The 14,365-nt window shown below is 70.9% G+C and carries 12 protein-coding genes; 4 read left to right on the top strand and 8 right to left on the bottom strand.

Translation table 11 applies throughout. The features are described 5' to 3' along the window. Window positions 1-42: 42 nt before the first annotated feature. The gene (locus SOM08_RS06715) at window positions 43-951 is read right to left on the bottom strand and encodes a LysR family transcriptional regulator (protein ID WP_116958078.1); all 909 of its coding nucleotides are present in this window, start codon (window positions 949-951) and stop codon (window positions 43-45) included. A gap of 122 nt (window positions 952-1,073) precedes the next feature. Between SOM08_RS06715 and gcl the strand changes: the two genes are divergently transcribed. The 4 genes from gcl (at window position 1,074) to SOM08_RS06695 (ending at window position 6,338) form a co-directional block, all read left to right on the top strand. Then, window positions 1,074-2,870 (top strand): glyoxylate carboligase, encoded by a 1,797-nt coding sequence (gcl, locus tag SOM08_RS06710; RefSeq protein ID WP_322470354.1) that lies wholly within the window; start codon window positions 1,074-1,076, stop codon window positions 2,868-2,870. A gap of 35 nt (window positions 2,871-2,905) precedes the next feature. Further along, a complete protein-coding gene (hyi, locus tag SOM08_RS06705) occupies window positions 2,906-3,700 on the top strand; it encodes a hydroxypyruvate isomerase (RefSeq protein ID WP_322470353.1) in 795 nt (264 codons plus the stop codon). Between the two features lie 10 nt (window positions 3,701-3,710). Further along, on the top strand, window positions 3,711-4,634 hold the full coding sequence (locus SOM08_RS06700; RefSeq protein WP_116958081.1) for a 2-hydroxy-3-oxopropionate reductase: 924 nt from the start codon (window positions 3,711-3,713) through the stop codon (window positions 4,632-4,634). A 210-nt stretch (window positions 4,635-4,844) separates the two neighbouring features. Beyond that, entirely contained in the window at window positions 4,845-6,338 is a 1,494-nt protein-coding gene (locus SOM08_RS06695) for a nucleobase:cation symporter-2 family protein (protein ID WP_322470352.1), read from the top strand. Window positions 6,339-6,345: 7 nt separating this feature from the next. Here SOM08_RS06695 and SOM08_RS06690 read toward each other — a convergent pair whose 3' ends face one another. The 7 genes from SOM08_RS06690 to SOM08_RS06660 form a co-directional block, all read right to left on the bottom strand. Next, window positions 6,346-7,641 (bottom strand): FAD-binding oxidoreductase, encoded by a 1,296-nt coding sequence (locus SOM08_RS06690; protein ID WP_322470351.1) that lies wholly within the window; start codon window positions 7,639-7,641, stop codon window positions 6,346-6,348. After that, window positions 7,634-10,072, bottom strand: coding sequence for an adenosylcobalamin-dependent ribonucleoside-diphosphate reductase (locus tag SOM08_RS06685; RefSeq protein WP_116958510.1), 2,439 nt, complete (start codon window positions 10,070-10,072; stop codon window positions 7,634-7,636). The genes SOM08_RS06690 and SOM08_RS06685 overlap by 8 nt, the downstream gene beginning before the upstream one ends. A gap of 145 nt (window positions 10,073-10,217) precedes the next feature. Further along, a complete protein-coding gene (locus SOM08_RS06680) occupies window positions 10,218-11,069 on the bottom strand; it encodes a peptidylprolyl isomerase (protein WP_116958084.1) in 852 nt (283 codons plus the stop codon). A gap of 3 nt (window positions 11,070-11,072) precedes the next feature. Beyond that, complete coding sequence (narI, locus tag SOM08_RS06675; protein WP_070398838.1) at window positions 11,073-11,780, bottom strand: respiratory nitrate reductase subunit gamma; 708 nt, start codon at window positions 11,778-11,780, stop codon at window positions 11,073-11,075. Then, entirely contained in the window at window positions 11,777-12,469 is a 693-nt protein-coding gene (gene narJ / locus SOM08_RS06670; RefSeq protein WP_116958086.1) for a nitrate reductase molybdenum cofactor assembly chaperone, read from the bottom strand. Before narJ ends, narI begins: the two co-directional genes overlap by 4 nt. Window position 12,470: 1 nt before the next feature. Beyond that, complete coding sequence (gene narH, locus SOM08_RS06665) at window positions 12,471-14,003, bottom strand: nitrate reductase subunit beta (RefSeq protein ID WP_322470350.1); 1,533 nt, start codon at window positions 14,001-14,003, stop codon at window positions 12,471-12,473. Then, window positions 14,000-14,362, bottom strand: a complete 363-nt coding sequence (locus SOM08_RS06660; protein ID WP_322470349.1) for a cupin domain-containing protein — start codon at window positions 14,360-14,362, stop codon at window positions 14,000-14,002. The genes narH and SOM08_RS06660 overlap by 4 nt, the downstream gene beginning before the upstream one ends. Window positions 14,363-14,365: the final 3 nt, after the last annotated feature.

Raw genomic sequence — 14,365 nt, 5'->3', positions numbered from 1 at the left:
CGGTAAGGCGGTGGGGCGGACGGGCGAAGGATCGGGCGGGCCTCAGGGCGCGCGCTGCCACCAGCCGTCCTGGAGCTGGGACTGAAGCCAGGCGATGAAGGACTTGACCTTCTGCGGCACGAGCTTGGGCGAAGGAAACACGGCGTGCATCTCCTGCGACGGCAGGGCGTGGCCCTCCAGCAGCGGCACCACACGGCCCGCCGCCACCGAATCGCGCGCCACGTACCACGGCAGGACCGCGAGCCCAAAGCCCGCCTCGCACGCGGCCAGCACCGCGCTCAGGTTGTTCGAGCGCAGCGGCCCCTTGACGGGCACGGACTCATCCTCTCCCGAGGCGCCGTGGAACAGCCAGCGCGCATCGCCCTGCACGCTGCTGTAGATGAGGCAGTCGTGCGCGGCAACCTCGACCGGCGAGCGCGGCCGGCCGCGCCGCGACAGGTAGGCCGGGGCGGCGCCCAGCATCCACGGATTGGTGCCCAGGTAGCTCGCCCCGAGCGTGGAATCCGCGAGGCGGCCCATGCGGACCGCCAGGTCCACCCCCTGCTCCACGAGGTTGACGTAGCGGTCGTCGAAGCTGAGGTCGATCTGCAGCATCGGCTGCTCGCGCATGTAGCGCAGCACCAGCGGCGCCATCACGCGCCGCCCGAAGGCCACCGAGGCGCTGATGCGCAGCGTGCCCGTCGCCGCCTTCTGCAGCAGCGCGGCGATGTTCTCCGCCTCTTCCACGTCGCGCGTGATGAGCTTGCAGCGCTCGTAGTAGAGGCTGCCCGCCTCGGTGGGGGTGACGCCGCGCGTGCTTCGGTGCAGCAGCCGAACGCCCAGGCGCCCCTCGGCCTCGGCCACGGCCTTGGTGGCGGTGGGCTGCGTGGTGCCCAGCGCCGCCGCCGCCTTGCTGAAGCTGCCGGTCTCGACGACGCGCACGAAGATCTGCATGCCTGCGACTTTGTCCATACCGGAATGTATACACGCCAAGGGGCACATTCCAACCCGGAATAAGACATATCCCCGGGCTGGAATTCCCAGCCGGCCCGCGCCGAACCACCATCGAGTCCGTCCCAACCAAGGAGCCGGATATGGCGAAGATGAAGGCCGCGATGGCCGCGGTGCTGGTGCTGGAGAAGGAAGGCGTGACCCAGGCCTTCGGCGTGCCGGGGGCCGCCATCAACCCGCTGTACGCGCAGTTGCACGAGCGACAGACCATCGCCCACGTGCTGGCGCGCCACGTCGAGGGCGCCTCGCACATGGCCGAGGGCTACACCCGCGCCAAGGCCGGCAACATCGGCGTGTGCATCGGCACTTCGGGGCCGGCCGGCACCGACATGCTCACCGGCTTGTACTCGGCCCAGGCCGACTCGATCCCCATCCTCTGCATCACCGGGCAAGCGCCGCGCGCCCGGCTGCACAAGGAGGACTTCCAGGCGGTGGACATCGCCGCCATCGCCAGGCCACTCACCAAATGGGCCACCACCGTGATGGAGCCCGCCCAGGTGCCGCGCGCCTTCCAGCAGGCCTTCCACCTGATGCGCTCGGGCCGCCCCGGCCCGGTGTTGATCGACCTGCCCCTGGACGTGCAGATGGCCGAGATCGAGTTCGACATCGACACCTACGAGCCCCTGCCCGTGTACAAGCCCGCCGCCACGCGCCGGCAGATCGAGAAGGCGCTCGACATGCTGGACGCAGCCGAGCGGCCGCTAATCGTGGCCGGCGGCGGCGTCATCAACGCCGAGGCCTCGGACCTGCTGGTGCGCTTCGCCGAGCTCACCGGCATTCCGGTGATCCCCACGCTGATGGCCTGGGGCGCGATCCCCGACGACCACCCGTTGATGGCCGGCATGTGCGGCCTGCAGACCAGCCACCGCTACGGCAACGCCAACCTGCTGGCCAGCGACTTCGTCATCGGCATTGGCAACCGCTGGGCCAACCGCCACACCGGCAGCCCGGAGGTGTACTGCAAGGGCCGCCGGTTCATTCACATCGACATCGAGCCCACGCAGATCGGGCGCGTGTTCACGCCCGACTACGGCATCGTCTCCGACGCCCGCGCCGCGCTGGAACTGCTGGTCCAGGTGGCCCAGGAGCGGCGCGCCAGCGGCCGGCTGCGCGAGCGCGGCGCCTGGGCGGCGCAATGCCACGGCCGCAAGGCCGATCCCCGGTACCTGCGCAAGACCCACTTCGACGACGTGCCCATGAAGCCGCAGCGCGTCTACCAATGCATGAACCGGGCGTTTGGCGAGGACGTCACCTACGTCTCCACCATCGGCCTGTCGCAGATCGCCGCCGCGCAGTTCCTGCACGTCTACGGTCCGCGCCGCTGGATCAACTGCGGCCAGGCCGGACCGCTGGGCTGGACCGTGCCGGCCGCGCTCGGCGTGCGCGCGGCCGACCCGCAGCGCAAGCTCGTAGCGCTCTCGGGCGACTACGACTTCCAGTTCATGATCGAAGAGCTGGCCGTGGGCGCGCAGTTCAAGCTGCCCTACCTGCACATCGTCGTCAACAACAGCTACCTCGGCCTGATCCGCCAGGCGCAGCGCGGCTTCGACATGGACTACTGCGTGCAGCTGGCCTTCGACAACGTGAACATGCCCGCCGACGAGGTGGCCCGCGGCTACGGCGTCGACCACGTGAAGGTGGTGGAAGGCCTGGGCTGCAAGGCGATCCGCGTGCACCGGCCCGAAGAGATCGCGCCCGCCATCGCCCAGGCCGAGGCCTGGATGGCGGAGTTCGAGGTGCCCGTGGTCGTCGAGCTGATCCTCGAGCGCGTGACCAACATCGCGATGGGCACCGAGATCGACAACGTGACCGAGTTCGAAGCGCTCGCGCAAGACCGCTGCGACTCGCCGACGGCGATCGCCACCACCTGGCCCGACTGAGCCGCCTTCCCCACCACCCCAAGGAAAGACCCGACATGCCCCAGTTCGCGGCCAACCTGACCATGCTCTTCAACGAGGCGCCCTTCCTCGACCGCTTCGCGCTCGCGCGCGACGCGGGCTTCGAGGCCGTGGAGTTCCTCTTTCCCTACGACCATGCGCCGCAGGAGATCCGTCGCCGCCTGGACGACAACGGGCTGCGGCTCGTGCTGCACAACCTGCCCGCCGGTCACTGGGCGGCCGGCGAACGCGGCATCGCCTGCCTGCCCGGTCGCAGCGACGAGTTCCGCGCCGGCGTGGACCTGGCGATCGACTATGCCCAGGCCCTGGGCGCGCAGCAGCTGAACTGCCTGGTCGGCCAGGTCCCGCCGGACGCGGACCCGGCGAGGCTGCGCGGCAACCTGCTCGAGAACCTGGGCTTCGCCGCCGAGCGGCTGCGCCGGGCGGGCCTCAAGCTGCTGCTCGAACCGATCAACAGCCACGACATACCGGGCTTCTACCTGACCCGCAGCGACCAGACGCTGGACCTGCTCGACGAGCTGGGCGCCGACAACGCCTTTCTCCAATACGACATCTACCACATGCAGCGCATGGAAGGCGAACTCGCGGCCACGCTGCACAAGCGGCTACCGCGCATCGCCCACATCCAGCTCGCCGACAACCCGGGTCGCCACGAACCGGGCACCGGCGAGATCAACTACCCCTTCCTGTTCGCCCACCTCGACCGCCTCGGCTACGCCGGATGGATCGGCTGCGAGTACAAGCCCGCCGGCCGCACCGAAGCGGGCCTGGGCTGGCTCCATCGCCTGACCGCATACGCACCCACCCACTGAAAGACCACGAATGCGCACACCCACCTTGAAGATCGGCTTCATCGGCCTCGGCGTCATGGGCCGCCCCATGGCCGGCCACCTGCTGAGCGCCGGCCACGCCCTCTACGTGTTCGCGCGCGGCAAGGTGCCGGACGAGATCGCCAACAGCCGGGCCACGCAATGCACCCACGCGCGCGGCGTGGCCGAGCGGGCCGACATCGTCATCACCATGCTGCCCGACACGCCGGACGTGGCCTCGGTGCTGTTCGGCCCGGACGGCGTGGCCGAAGGCCTGACGCCGGGCAAGGTGGTGGTCGACATGTCCTCCATCTCGCCCGTGGACACCCAGGCCTTCGCCCGGCGCATCGAGGCGCTGGGCTGCGACTACCTGGACGCTCCGGTGTCCGGCGGCGAGCTGGGCGCCCGCCACGCCACCCTGTCCATCATGTGCGGCGGCAAACCCGAGGTCTTCGACCGCCTGAAGCCCGTGCTCCAGGCTATGGGCCAGAACATCACGCGCGTGGGCGGCAGCGGCGACGGGCAGACCTGCAAGGTGGCCAACCAGATCGTCGTGGCGCTCACCATCCAGGCCGTGGCCGAGGGCCTGCTGTTCGCGGCGCGCGCCGGCGCGGACCCGGCGAAGGTGCGGGAGGCACTGCTGGGCGGCCTGGCCACCTCGCGCATCCTGGAGGTGCTGGGCGATCGCATGGTCAAGCGCAACGTCGAGCCCGGTTTTCGCATCGCCTTGCACCAGAAGGACCTGAACCTGGCGCTGGGCGCCGCCCGCTCGCTCGGCCTGGCGCTGCCGGGCACGGCCACGGCCCAACAGCTCTTCAGCGCCTGCGTGGCGCAGGGCGGCGCGGCCTGGGACCATTCCGGCCTGGTCCGCGCACTCGAACGGCTGTCGGGCGTGGAAATCGGTCGGACGGCCGGCGACCCCGTCCCGTCGAACTGACGCGGGTTTATCCGAAGGCGAATGGCACACAGAACTGTATACACTTTTTGCCATTCGGTCGCCGCGGGTTCCCTTGACGGGGATCGCGACCCTTGCTCCTCACAGAGCCCGCTGTGGTGGGGGGAAGAACCGGTCAGCCCTGGCCGCCTTCCCCCTTGGATCCGTTCCGCCAGGACGCTCGCCACCGCTGAGGCTTGAGGAGACGACCCCATGTCCACCCCCGCTGTCCACCCCGTGGACGAAAAACTCCCCCTCGGCCAGACGGCCGCGCTTGGCCTGCAGCACGTGCTGGTGATGTACGCCGGCGCGGTGGCGGTCCCCCTGATCGTGGGCCGGGCGCTCAAGCTCTCGCCCGAGCAGGTCGCCATGCTGATTTCCGCCGACCTTTTCGTCTGCGGCCTTGTCACGCTGATCCAGAGCCTGGGCGTGACGCGCTGGTTCGGCATCCGGCTGCCCGTGATGATGGGCGTGACCTTCGCCGCGGTCGGCCCCATGGTGGCCTTCGCCAACGCCATGCCCGGCGTGGACGGTGCCCGCGCGATCTTCGGCGCCATCATCGGCGCCGGCGTCGTCTCCATGCTCATCGCGCCGATGGTGAGCAAGCTGCTGCGCTTCTTTCCGCCCGTCGTGACCGGCACCATCATCGCCATCATCGGCATCAGCCTGATGCGCGTGGGCGTGGGCTGGGCCATGGGCGGCCCGGCGCCCATGGCGCAAAGCGTGGACGTGCCCCGGCTGGTGGCCATGGTCGATGGCGCCAAGGCGGCCCAGGCCGCGGCGGTGGCCAGCGGCGCGAGCGCGCCCGCCCTCGTTCTGCCGGGACCGATCCCGATGGTGAACAACCCGAACTACGGCTCGCTGAGCCACATGGCCGTCGCCGCGGCCGTGCTGCTGGTGATCCTCCTGCTGGTGAAGTACACCCGGGGCTTCATCGCCAACATCTCGGTGCTGCTGGGCATCGTCGCGGGCTGCGCGATCGCGGTGTCCATGGGCGCGATGAACTTCGACAAGGTGGCCAAGGCCGACTGGTTCGCGGTGGTCACGCCCTTCGCCTTCGGCATGCCGACCTTCGACATCGTGATGATCCTGACCATGGCCCTGGTCATGATCGTCGTGATGATCGAATCGACGGGCATGTTCCTGGCCCTGTCGGACATGACGGGCAAGAAGATCGAGCAGAAGGACCTGGCGGCCGGCCTGCGCACCGACGGCCTGGGCACGCTGATCGGCGGTCTCTTCAACACCTTCCCCTACACCAGCTTCAGCCAGAACGTCGGCCTGGTTGGCGTGACCGGCATCCGCAGCCGCTGGGTCTGCGTGGCCGGCGGCGCCATCATGGTGGTGCTGGGCCTGCTGCCCAAGATGGCGGCCTTCGTCGAGTCCATCCCGACCTTCGTGCTGGGCGGCGCGGGCCTGGTGATGTTCGGCATGGTGGCGGCCTCGGGCATCCGCATCCTGTCGACGGTGGACTACCAGGGCAACCGCAACAACCTCTACGTCGTCGCGCTGTCCATCGGCTTCGGCCTGATCCCCCTGGTGGCGCCGCGCTGGTCGCAGCAGATGGCCCATGGCCTGCACCCCCTGCTCGAGTCCGGCATCCTGCTGACGGCAGTGGCCGCGGTGGTGCTCAACCTGTTCTTCAACGGCACGAACGGCGACGTCCGTGCCGCCATCAACGCCGCGAAAACGGCGGAGGCGCACTGAGCCCGATTCACCAGCGCGCCCGCGCCAGGTGCGCGGCGCGCGCGCCGAATTCGTAGAAGGCCTCGCGCGCCGCGCGCAGCGGCGCGGCGCGCGGCGGCGTCACGGGCAGGGCCATGTCGGCCTCGCCCTGCTGGCCCAGCACCAGGCGCGCGAACTCGCGGCCGAACACCGTGCCCGGCGCGATGCCCCGGCCGTTGTAGCCACTGAAGGACCAGACGCCGCGCGCGAGGCGGTGCAGGCGCGGCAGCGCGTCGCCCGTCATGCCGATCTGGCCGTACCACTGGTGCTCGAACGCCACGCCGCGCAGGGCGGGAAAGAGGCGCGCGAGCGCGCGCCGGCCCCAGCCGGTGTGGATGGCGCGCCCCGCGCCGCGCAGGGCACCCACGCTGCCGAACACCAAACGTCCCGCGGCGTCCAGCCGGAACGAGGACAGCACCGTGGCCGTGTCCCAGGCGCCCTGGCGCTGGGGCAGGATGGCCGCGCGTTCGCGCTCGTCCAGCGGGCGCGTCGCGAGGTTGAAGTACGGGAAGCGCACCAGCTCCTCGTGCAGCGCGGGCCAGGGGCCGTCGGGCGCGCTGTAGGCGTTGCTGGCCACCAGCACCCAGCGCGCGTGCACCGTGGCGCCCTGCGCGGTGCTCAAGCGCCAGTGCGTGCCCTCGTCCCGCAAGGCGGCCAGCGGCGAGCGCGCGTGCAGCGAGGCGCCGACCGCGAGCGCGGCGCGCGCCAGGCCGCGCGCATAGGCCAGGGGCTGCAGGGTGCCGGCGCGCCGGTCGAGCAAGGCGCCGCGGTAGGCAGGGGTGCCGATCAGCCGCGCGGCGGCGGGCGCGTCCAGCAGCTCCACCGGAGCCCCGAGCGCGCGCCACTGGCGCGCGCGCTCGCCCAGTTCGCGCCAGCCCGACTCGCCCACCGCGCAGTGCAGCGTGCCCTGGCGCACCGCCTCGCAGGCGATGCCGTGGCGCGCGATCAGATCGAACACCACCGAAGGGCCCTCGCCCAGGCGTTGCAGCAGGCGCGGGCCGTGCACGGGGCCCAGGCGCTCGGGCAGCGCCTCGGGCATGAGCCACAGGCCCGCGTTGACCAGGCCCACGTTGCGGCCCGATCCGCCGTGGCCGATGTCCATGGCCTCCAGCACCAGCGCCGAGGCGCCGCCCTCGGCCAGGTGCAGCGCGGCCGACAGGCCGGTGTAGCCAGCGCCGACGATGGCCACGTCCACCGAGTGGTGCCCCTGCAGGGGCGGTGCCTCGGGCGCGGGCGGTGCCGAGGCCGCCCACAGGCCATGCGCACGCGGGTCGCGCTCAGCCACAGGAGCCCACGTAGCCGCAGGCCGTGCAGTGGTCGCAGCCGTCCTTGCGGATCATGGCGTGGGCGCCGCACTCGGGGCACTTGCGGCCGGCCATCTGGCCCGGCACCGACAGCGCCACCGCCGAGGGCGCGGCGGCGGGCGTGGCGACGGATGCCGCGCCCACCACGCCCCGGCGGCGCTCCAGGATGTTCTGCACCGCGAAGGCCAGCGCCGCCACCTCGGAGTCGTGCCACATGGGGATCACCGCGCCGTCCTCGCGTGTGCGTGTGCCCAGGCGCACGGGGCCGCGGTCCCAGGCCACCTTGCGCATGTCGCGCAGCGCGCGCTCCAGGAAGCCGCCGCGCGCGGCCAGTGACAACAGCCGCATGCTGGCGGTGATCCACTGCTGCGACTCGGCGCGCTGGCCCACCGGCATGAAGAACTCGATGGCGCGCGACTGCGTGCCAGGCCCCTCGGCCGCCGGCACGGGCAGGAAGGACACCACGATGTAGGTGGTGTGGTGGCCCTCCTGCGTCCAGTACTCGATCTTCTCGGCCACGGCGTCGAGCGCGCCCAGCGGGCGCTGCTCGATGACGCTGCGCATGGGGTCGCCGGGCGGCGGCGCAACGGACGCCTCGGCCTCGGCCGCGCCCTGCACCGACAGCACGGCGCCCAGGATGTCGTTGGGCCGGTAGGTGGCCAGGCCCTTCAAGCCGCCGCTCCAGGCCTTGAGGTACAGGTCCTTGAAGTCATCGAAGGGGTAGGCCGCGGGGACGTTGACGGTCTTCGATATCGAGGTGTCGATAAAAGGCTGCACCGCGGCCATCATGCCCAGGTGGCCGTCCACGCCCATCTCCAGCGCCGACACGAAGTACGGCGGCAAGGCCTGCGCCTCGCCGCCCAGCGCGCGCCACAGGCGCCAGGCGTGGTCGCTCACCTCATGCTCGCGCGTGCCGCCGTCGGCCTCGCGCTTCTTGCGCGTGTAGGTCCAGGAGAAGGCGGGTTCGATGCCATTGGAGGCGTTGTCGGCGAAGGCCAGGCTCACCGTGCCGGTGGGCGCGATGGACAGCAGGTGGCTGTTGCGGATGCCGTGCGCGCGGATGCCTTGCTGGATGTCGGCTGGCAGGCGGCTGGCGAAGGTGCCGCTGGCCAGGTAGCTGTTCACGTCCAGCTTGGGAAAGGCGCCCTTCTCCTTCGCCAGTTCCACCGAGGCGCGGTAGGCCGCGTCGCGCATGCGCTCGGCGATGCGCGCGGCCATGGCCACGCCGGCCTCGCTGTCGTAGCGCAGCTTGAGCAGGATGAGCGCGTCGCCCAGCCCGGTGAAGCCCACGCCGATGCGCCGCTTGGCCTGCGCCTCGGCGCGTTGTTCGGGCAGTGGCCAATAGGTGAGGTCGAGCACGTTGTCCAGCGCGCGCACCTGCAGGGCCACGGTGCGCTCGAAGGCATCGAAGTCGAAGGCCGGTTCGCCCCCCACGCCGAAGGGGTGGCGCACGAAGCCGGTGAGGATGACGGGGCCGAGGTCGCAGCAGCCGTAGGGCGGCAGGGGTTGCTCGCCACAGGGGTTGGTCGCCTCGATGCTCTCGATCGCGCGCAGGTTGTTGTCGCGCCCGATGGCGTCGATGAACAGGATGCCGGGCTCGGCGAAGTCGTAGGCGGAGCGCATGATCATGTCCCACAGCTCGCGGGCGCGCACGGTCTCGTAGACCCACAGGCCATCGTCGCGCTGGCGCGCACCGCGGGCGAGCTGGTCGGGGCCGGGCTGCGCGCGGTGTACCAGGTCCCAGGGTGCGTCGGCCAGCACCGCGTCCATGAAGGCGTCGGGCACGGCCACCGAGACGTTGAAGTTGTTCCAGCGCCCGGGCGTCCGCTTGGCGGTGATGAATTCGCGCACGTCGGGGTGGTCGATGCGCAGCACACCCATCTGCGCGCCGCGCCGCGCGCCCGCGCTTTCCACCGTGGCGCAGGACTGGTCGAAGACGTTGATGTAGCTGCACGGCCCGGAGGCGACCGAGGCCGTGACCTTCACGCGCGCGCCGCGCGGACGGATGCGCGAGAAGTCGTAGCCCACGCCGCCACCGCGGCGCATGGTCTCGGCGGACTCGCGCAGCGCCTCGTAGATGCCCGGGTAGCCGGACTCGTCGCGGCCCTGAATGGAATCGCCCACCGGCTGCACGAAGCAGTTGATGAGGGTGGCCTGCAGCTCGGTGCCGGCCGCGCTCATGATGCGCCCGGCACCGATGCCGCCCTGCCGCAGGTGCGCCAGGAAGCGCGCCTCGAACCCGGCGCGCAGCTCGGGCGCTTCCACGCTGGCCAGGGCGCGCGCCACGCGGGCGAACAGCTGCTCGCGCGTGGTTTCGCCGTCCTTGAGGTACTTCTCGCGCAGCACCTCTTCGCTGATGGGCTGGGGGTCCAACTGGGGCAACAGCTCGCGCGCGGCGGGTTCTCTGTTCATGGTGTGGGTGTCCTCGGGCGTGGGCACACGCCCCATGGCTGCGTGAAGCCACAGGGTACCCGCTTCCACGGCGCGGCGCACATCGGGCCGATCGGCAGCCGTCCGGGCCCACGCGCCGTGCCGCCGGGCGCGCCGGCCCCGGCGCTCATTGCACCAGCGGCGAGCCCGCGCCGTCGAGCGCGATGCCGCACAGCGTCGCCTCGCCCACCAGGATCTGCATGTACTGGCGCCAGGCCACGGCGCGCGCCTGCAGCGCCAACTCGTCGGCGATGCGCTCGGCGATGGCCTCGAAGGGCGGCAGCGTGCCGTTGCGCCGGCCCAGCACCTCGACGATGTGCAGGCCGTGGCGCGAATGCACCAGGCGCGGGTGCACGCCCATGCCCCAGGCGCTGTCGCGCAGGTGGAAGAGCTCGTTGGCCAGCTCGGGCGCGCAGTCCTCGGGGGCGATCCAGCCCAGGTCGCCGCCCTGCGCGCCGCTCGGGCAGTTGGACAGCTCGCGCGCGAGCGCCTCGAACCGGCCGGGCTCGGCGTCCTTGCGCGTGAGCTCCAGCAGCGCGGCCTCGGCGCGCTGGGCCAGGCGGTGCACGTCCACCCCCGGCGTGACCGCGAACAGGATGTGGCGCACATGGCGGGCCTGGCCCACCAGGTAGCGCTGGCGGTGCGCCTCGTAGTGGCGCCGGCAGGACTCGGCGTCCGGCACGGGCACCGTCACCTCATCGTCGAGCATGGCTTCGATGGCGGCGCGCTGGTCCGCGTTGAGCGGCGGCGCGGTCTGCACGTCCTGCGCGGGCAGGCGGCCTCGCCGCACCGCGGCCTGGCGCAGCAGCTCGGTGTGGGCGCGCTCGCGCAGCTCGTCGGTTCCCAGGCGTTCGCCCGGACCGACCAGCCGAACGCCGTTGACGCTGGGGGTTTCGGCGCCGGCCGCCGCCGGGGCGCTGGCGCTCGCGGCGCAGCCGCAGTGTCCGCTGCCGCAGCCGCTGGGTTCGTGTCCGGTCATGGTTCAGCGCTCCTGTCGGGTAGGCAGCCCGAGACGCCGGCTGCGCACCACCTGGTAGGGGCGCAGCAGGTAGGCCACGGTGGCGAAGCCGCTCCACACATGCACCAGGCGCGAGAACGGGAACAGCAGGAAGATGGTCATGCCGAGCACCAGGTGCACCTTGTAGGGCCAGGCCAGGTTCAGCAGGCCGCTCGCGTCGGGGCGCAAGGTGACGATGCGCTGCGCCCAGTCGGACAGCACCAGCATCACGCTGCCGTCGCTGTGGCCGAGGGAGAACGGCAGCGTGATCAAGCCCAGCACCAGCTGAACCCACAGGATGACCAGGATGAACAGGTCGGTGCGGTGGCTGGTGAGCCGGATGCGCGGATCGAAGATGCGCCGGTGCAGCAGCAGCGTGAGGCCCACGAAGCAGACCGCGCCGGCCACGCCGCCGGCCACCACCGCCAGCATCTGCTTGTGGGCCGGTGAGATGAAGGGCTCGTAGACCCAGTGCGGCGTGAGCAGGCCCACGGCGTGGCCGAAGAACAGGAACAGGATGCCGGCGTGGAAGAGGTTGCTGCCCCAGCGCAGCTGTCCGGCGCGCAGCAGTTGCGAGGAATCGCTCTTCCAGGTGTACTGGTCGCGGTCGAAGCGCGCCAGGCTGCCCATGAGGAAAACCGACAGGCAGATGTAGGGATAGACGCTGAACAGGATGTTGTGCAAGGTGTTCACGGCTGCACTCCTTGGCTGGCGGATCGCACGAAACGAACGGCTTGCTCGGCGCCAGGGCGGGCCTGGCCGGCGGTGGAGCAGCCGTCGAAGACCGGCGGCTCTTCCCAGGTCTGGTCGAGCGGCTCGTCCTCGGGCACGGCCACCGGCTCGGCGCGCTCGCCCGCGAGTTCGAGCGCGGCGGCCAGCACGCTGGCGTAGGGGCTGCCTTTCTTGAGCAGGGCGCTGAAGAGCGCCCGCAGGATATGGGCCGTCTCGGCCAGCAGCTCGCGCGCCTGCGCCGGCGGCTGCGTGGACGCGTACTCGAGCAATACGCTCAGGTGGTCGGGCAGTTCGTCCTCGCGCAACAGCAGGCCGGCCTGCTCGTAGGTGCGGATGAGATCGATCATGGCCGGTCCGCGGTCGCGCGAATCGCCGTGCACGTGTTCGAACAGGTGCAGCGAGGTGCTTCGGCCACGGTCGAACAGCTCCACGAATTCGGCCTCCACCGCCAGCGCGGGCCGGCGCGCCAGGCGCGCCAGCAGGAGCTCGAGCTCGCCGCGGCGGGCCGCGGCGAGCGCGCCCTCGCCGGCCAGCGCCTGGGCCATGTCGGCGGCGTGGCCGCGCAAGGCCTCGTCGGGGTAACTCAGCAGGCGGGCCAGCACGCGCAAGGTGCGCGGGGCCGCGGGTGCGGGCGCAAAAGGGTTCTTCATGTCAGATCTCCGCCTGGATGGGAATCGTGCGGCGCTTCTCGCTGCCGAACAGGCTGGTCTCGGTCACGCCCTCGCTGCAGCCATTGCCAAAGCTGAAGCCGCAGCCGCCCTTGACGTTGAACGCGTTCTCCGCGTACTCGCGGTGGGTGCTGGGAATGACGAAACGGTCCTCGTAGTTGGCGATGGCCATCACGCGGTACATGGCCTCCACCTGCGCCACCGTGAGTCCCACCTGGTCAAGCACGCTCTGGTTGAGCACGCCATCGACGTGCTTGCTGCGCTGGTAGGCGCGCAGGGCCAGCAGCCGCTCGAGCGCGCGCGCCACGGGCTGCGTGTCGCCAGCCGTGAGCAGGTTGGCCAGGTACTTGAGCGGGATGCGCAGCTGCGAGACGTCGGGGATCTCCCCGTTGATGCCCAGCTGGCCGGCGTTGGCGGCGGCCGTGATGGGCGACAGCGGCGGCACGTACCAGACCATGGGCAGGGTGCGGTACTCGGGGTGCAGCGGCAAGGCCACCTGCCACCGCACCGCCATCTGGTACACCGGGCTGTGGCGCGCCGCCTCCAGCCAGGCCTCGGGAATGCCGTCGGCGCGGGCCTGCTCGATCACGGCCGGGTCGTTCGGGTCGAGAAAGATGTCGAGCTGCGAGCGGTAGAGGTCGATCTCCTGCTCGGCGCTGGCCGCTTCGGCGATGCGGTCGGCGTCGTAGAGCAGAACGCCGAGGTAGCGGATGCGGCCCACGCAGGTTTCGCTGCACACCGTGGGCTGGCCGGCCTCGATGCGCGGATAGCAGAAGGTGCACTTCTCGGCCTTGCCGCTTTTCCAGTTGTAGTAGATCTTCTTGTACGGGCAGCCGCTCACGCACATGCGCCAGCCGCGGCACTTGTCCTGGTCGATCAGCACGATGCCGTCTTCCTCGCGCTTGTAGATCGAGCCCGAGGGGCAGGAGGCCACGCAGGCGGGGTTCAGGCAGTGCTCGCACAGGCGCGGCAGGTACATCATGAAGGTGTTCTCGAACTCGCCCACCATGGCCTTCTGCGCGTCGAGGAAGCCGTCGAGGTTGGGGTCCTTGCTGCGTTTGGCGAACTCGCCACCCAGGATCTCCTCCCAGTTGGGGCCCCACTCGATCTTCTCCATGCGCTGGCCGGTGATGAGCGAGCGCGGCCGTGCCGTCGGCGCGTGCCGCATCTCGGGCGCGGATTGCAGGTGGTCGTAGTCGAAGGTGTAGGGCTCGTAGTAGTCGTCGATCTGCGGCAGGTTCGGGTTGGCGAAGATCTTCATCAGCAGCGACCACCGGCCGCCCTGGCGCGGCTCGATGCCGCCGTCGGCGCGGCGCACCCAGCCGCCCTTCCAGCGGTCCTGGTTCTCCCATTCCTTGGGGTAGCCGATGCCGGGCTTGCTCTCCACGTTGTTGAACCAGGCGTACTCGACGCCGGGCCGCGTGGTCCATACGTTCTTGCAAGTGACTGAGCAGGTGTGGCAACCGATGCACTTGTCCAGGTTCAGCACCATGCCGATCTGTGCGCGCACTTTCATGCTTGTTCTCCTGGGGCGGGGGTTTCGTGGGTGTCGACGCCGAACAGCGTCACCAGGGCCGAGCAGGCCTCGAAGGCGCGCACGGCATGCTCTTCATCGGGAGGTAGGTGGCACAGGTCGCCCGCGCCCAGCACGAGCCGGCGGCCCATGGCCTCGAACTCGAAGCGGCCTTCCAGGCACTGGATGACCATGCGGTCGCGCACGCGATGCGGCGCGAGCACCTGACCGGCCGTGAGCACCAGCCGGAAGATCTGCAGGCCACGGTCGCGCACCAGGGTGCGCGACGAGGAAGCGGCCAGCGCCGGGCCCAGAGGGCCGGCGGCAATCACCTCGGCGGCGGCGGCGTGGGGCAAAGCCATGGG

It is taken from the genome of Hydrogenophaga sp. SNF1 (assembly GCF_034421675.1).
Classification (GTDB): Bacteria; Pseudomonadota; Gammaproteobacteria; order Burkholderiales; family Burkholderiaceae_C; genus Hydrogenophaga; species Hydrogenophaga borbori.
The sequence above is the reverse complement of the archived record's forward strand: the minus strand, read 5'-3'. Positions and strand labels throughout refer to the sequence as shown.

Bases quoted from the DNA above. Each gene is read 5' to 3' on its own strand.
- SOM08_RS06695 (WP_322470352.1), top strand. From the start codon at position 4,845: ATGTCCACCCCCGCTGTCCACCCCGTGGACGAAAAACTCCCCCTCGGC.
- SOM08_RS06715 (WP_116958078.1), bottom strand. From the start codon at position 951: ATGGACAAAGTCGCAGGCATGCAGATCTTCGTGCGCGTCGTCGAGACC.
- narJ (WP_116958086.1), bottom strand. From the start codon at position 12,469: ATGAAGAACCCTTTTGCGCCCGCACCCGCGGCCCCGCGCACCTTGCGC.
- SOM08_RS06660 (WP_322470349.1), bottom strand. From the start codon at position 14,362: ATGGCTTTGCCCCACGCCGCCGCCGCCGAGGTGATTGCCGCCGGCCCT.
- SOM08_RS06700 (WP_116958081.1), top strand. From the start codon at position 3,711: ATGCGCACACCCACCTTGAAGATCGGCTTCATCGGCCTCGGCGTCATG.
- SOM08_RS06685 (WP_116958510.1), bottom strand. From the start codon at position 10,072: ATGAACAGAGAACCCGCCGCGCGCGAGCTGTTGCCCCAGTTGGACCCC.
- hyi (WP_322470353.1), top strand. From the start codon at position 2,906: ATGCCCCAGTTCGCGGCCAACCTGACCATGCTCTTCAACGAGGCGCCC.
- gcl (WP_322470354.1), top strand. From the start codon at position 1,074: ATGGCGAAGATGAAGGCCGCGATGGCCGCGGTGCTGGTGCTGGAGAAG.
- SOM08_RS06680 (WP_116958084.1), bottom strand. From the start codon at position 11,069: ATGACCGGACACGAACCCAGCGGCTGCGGCAGCGGACACTGCGGCTGC.
- narH (WP_322470350.1), bottom strand. From the start codon at position 14,003: ATGAAAGTGCGCGCACAGATCGGCATGGTGCTGAACCTGGACAAGTGC.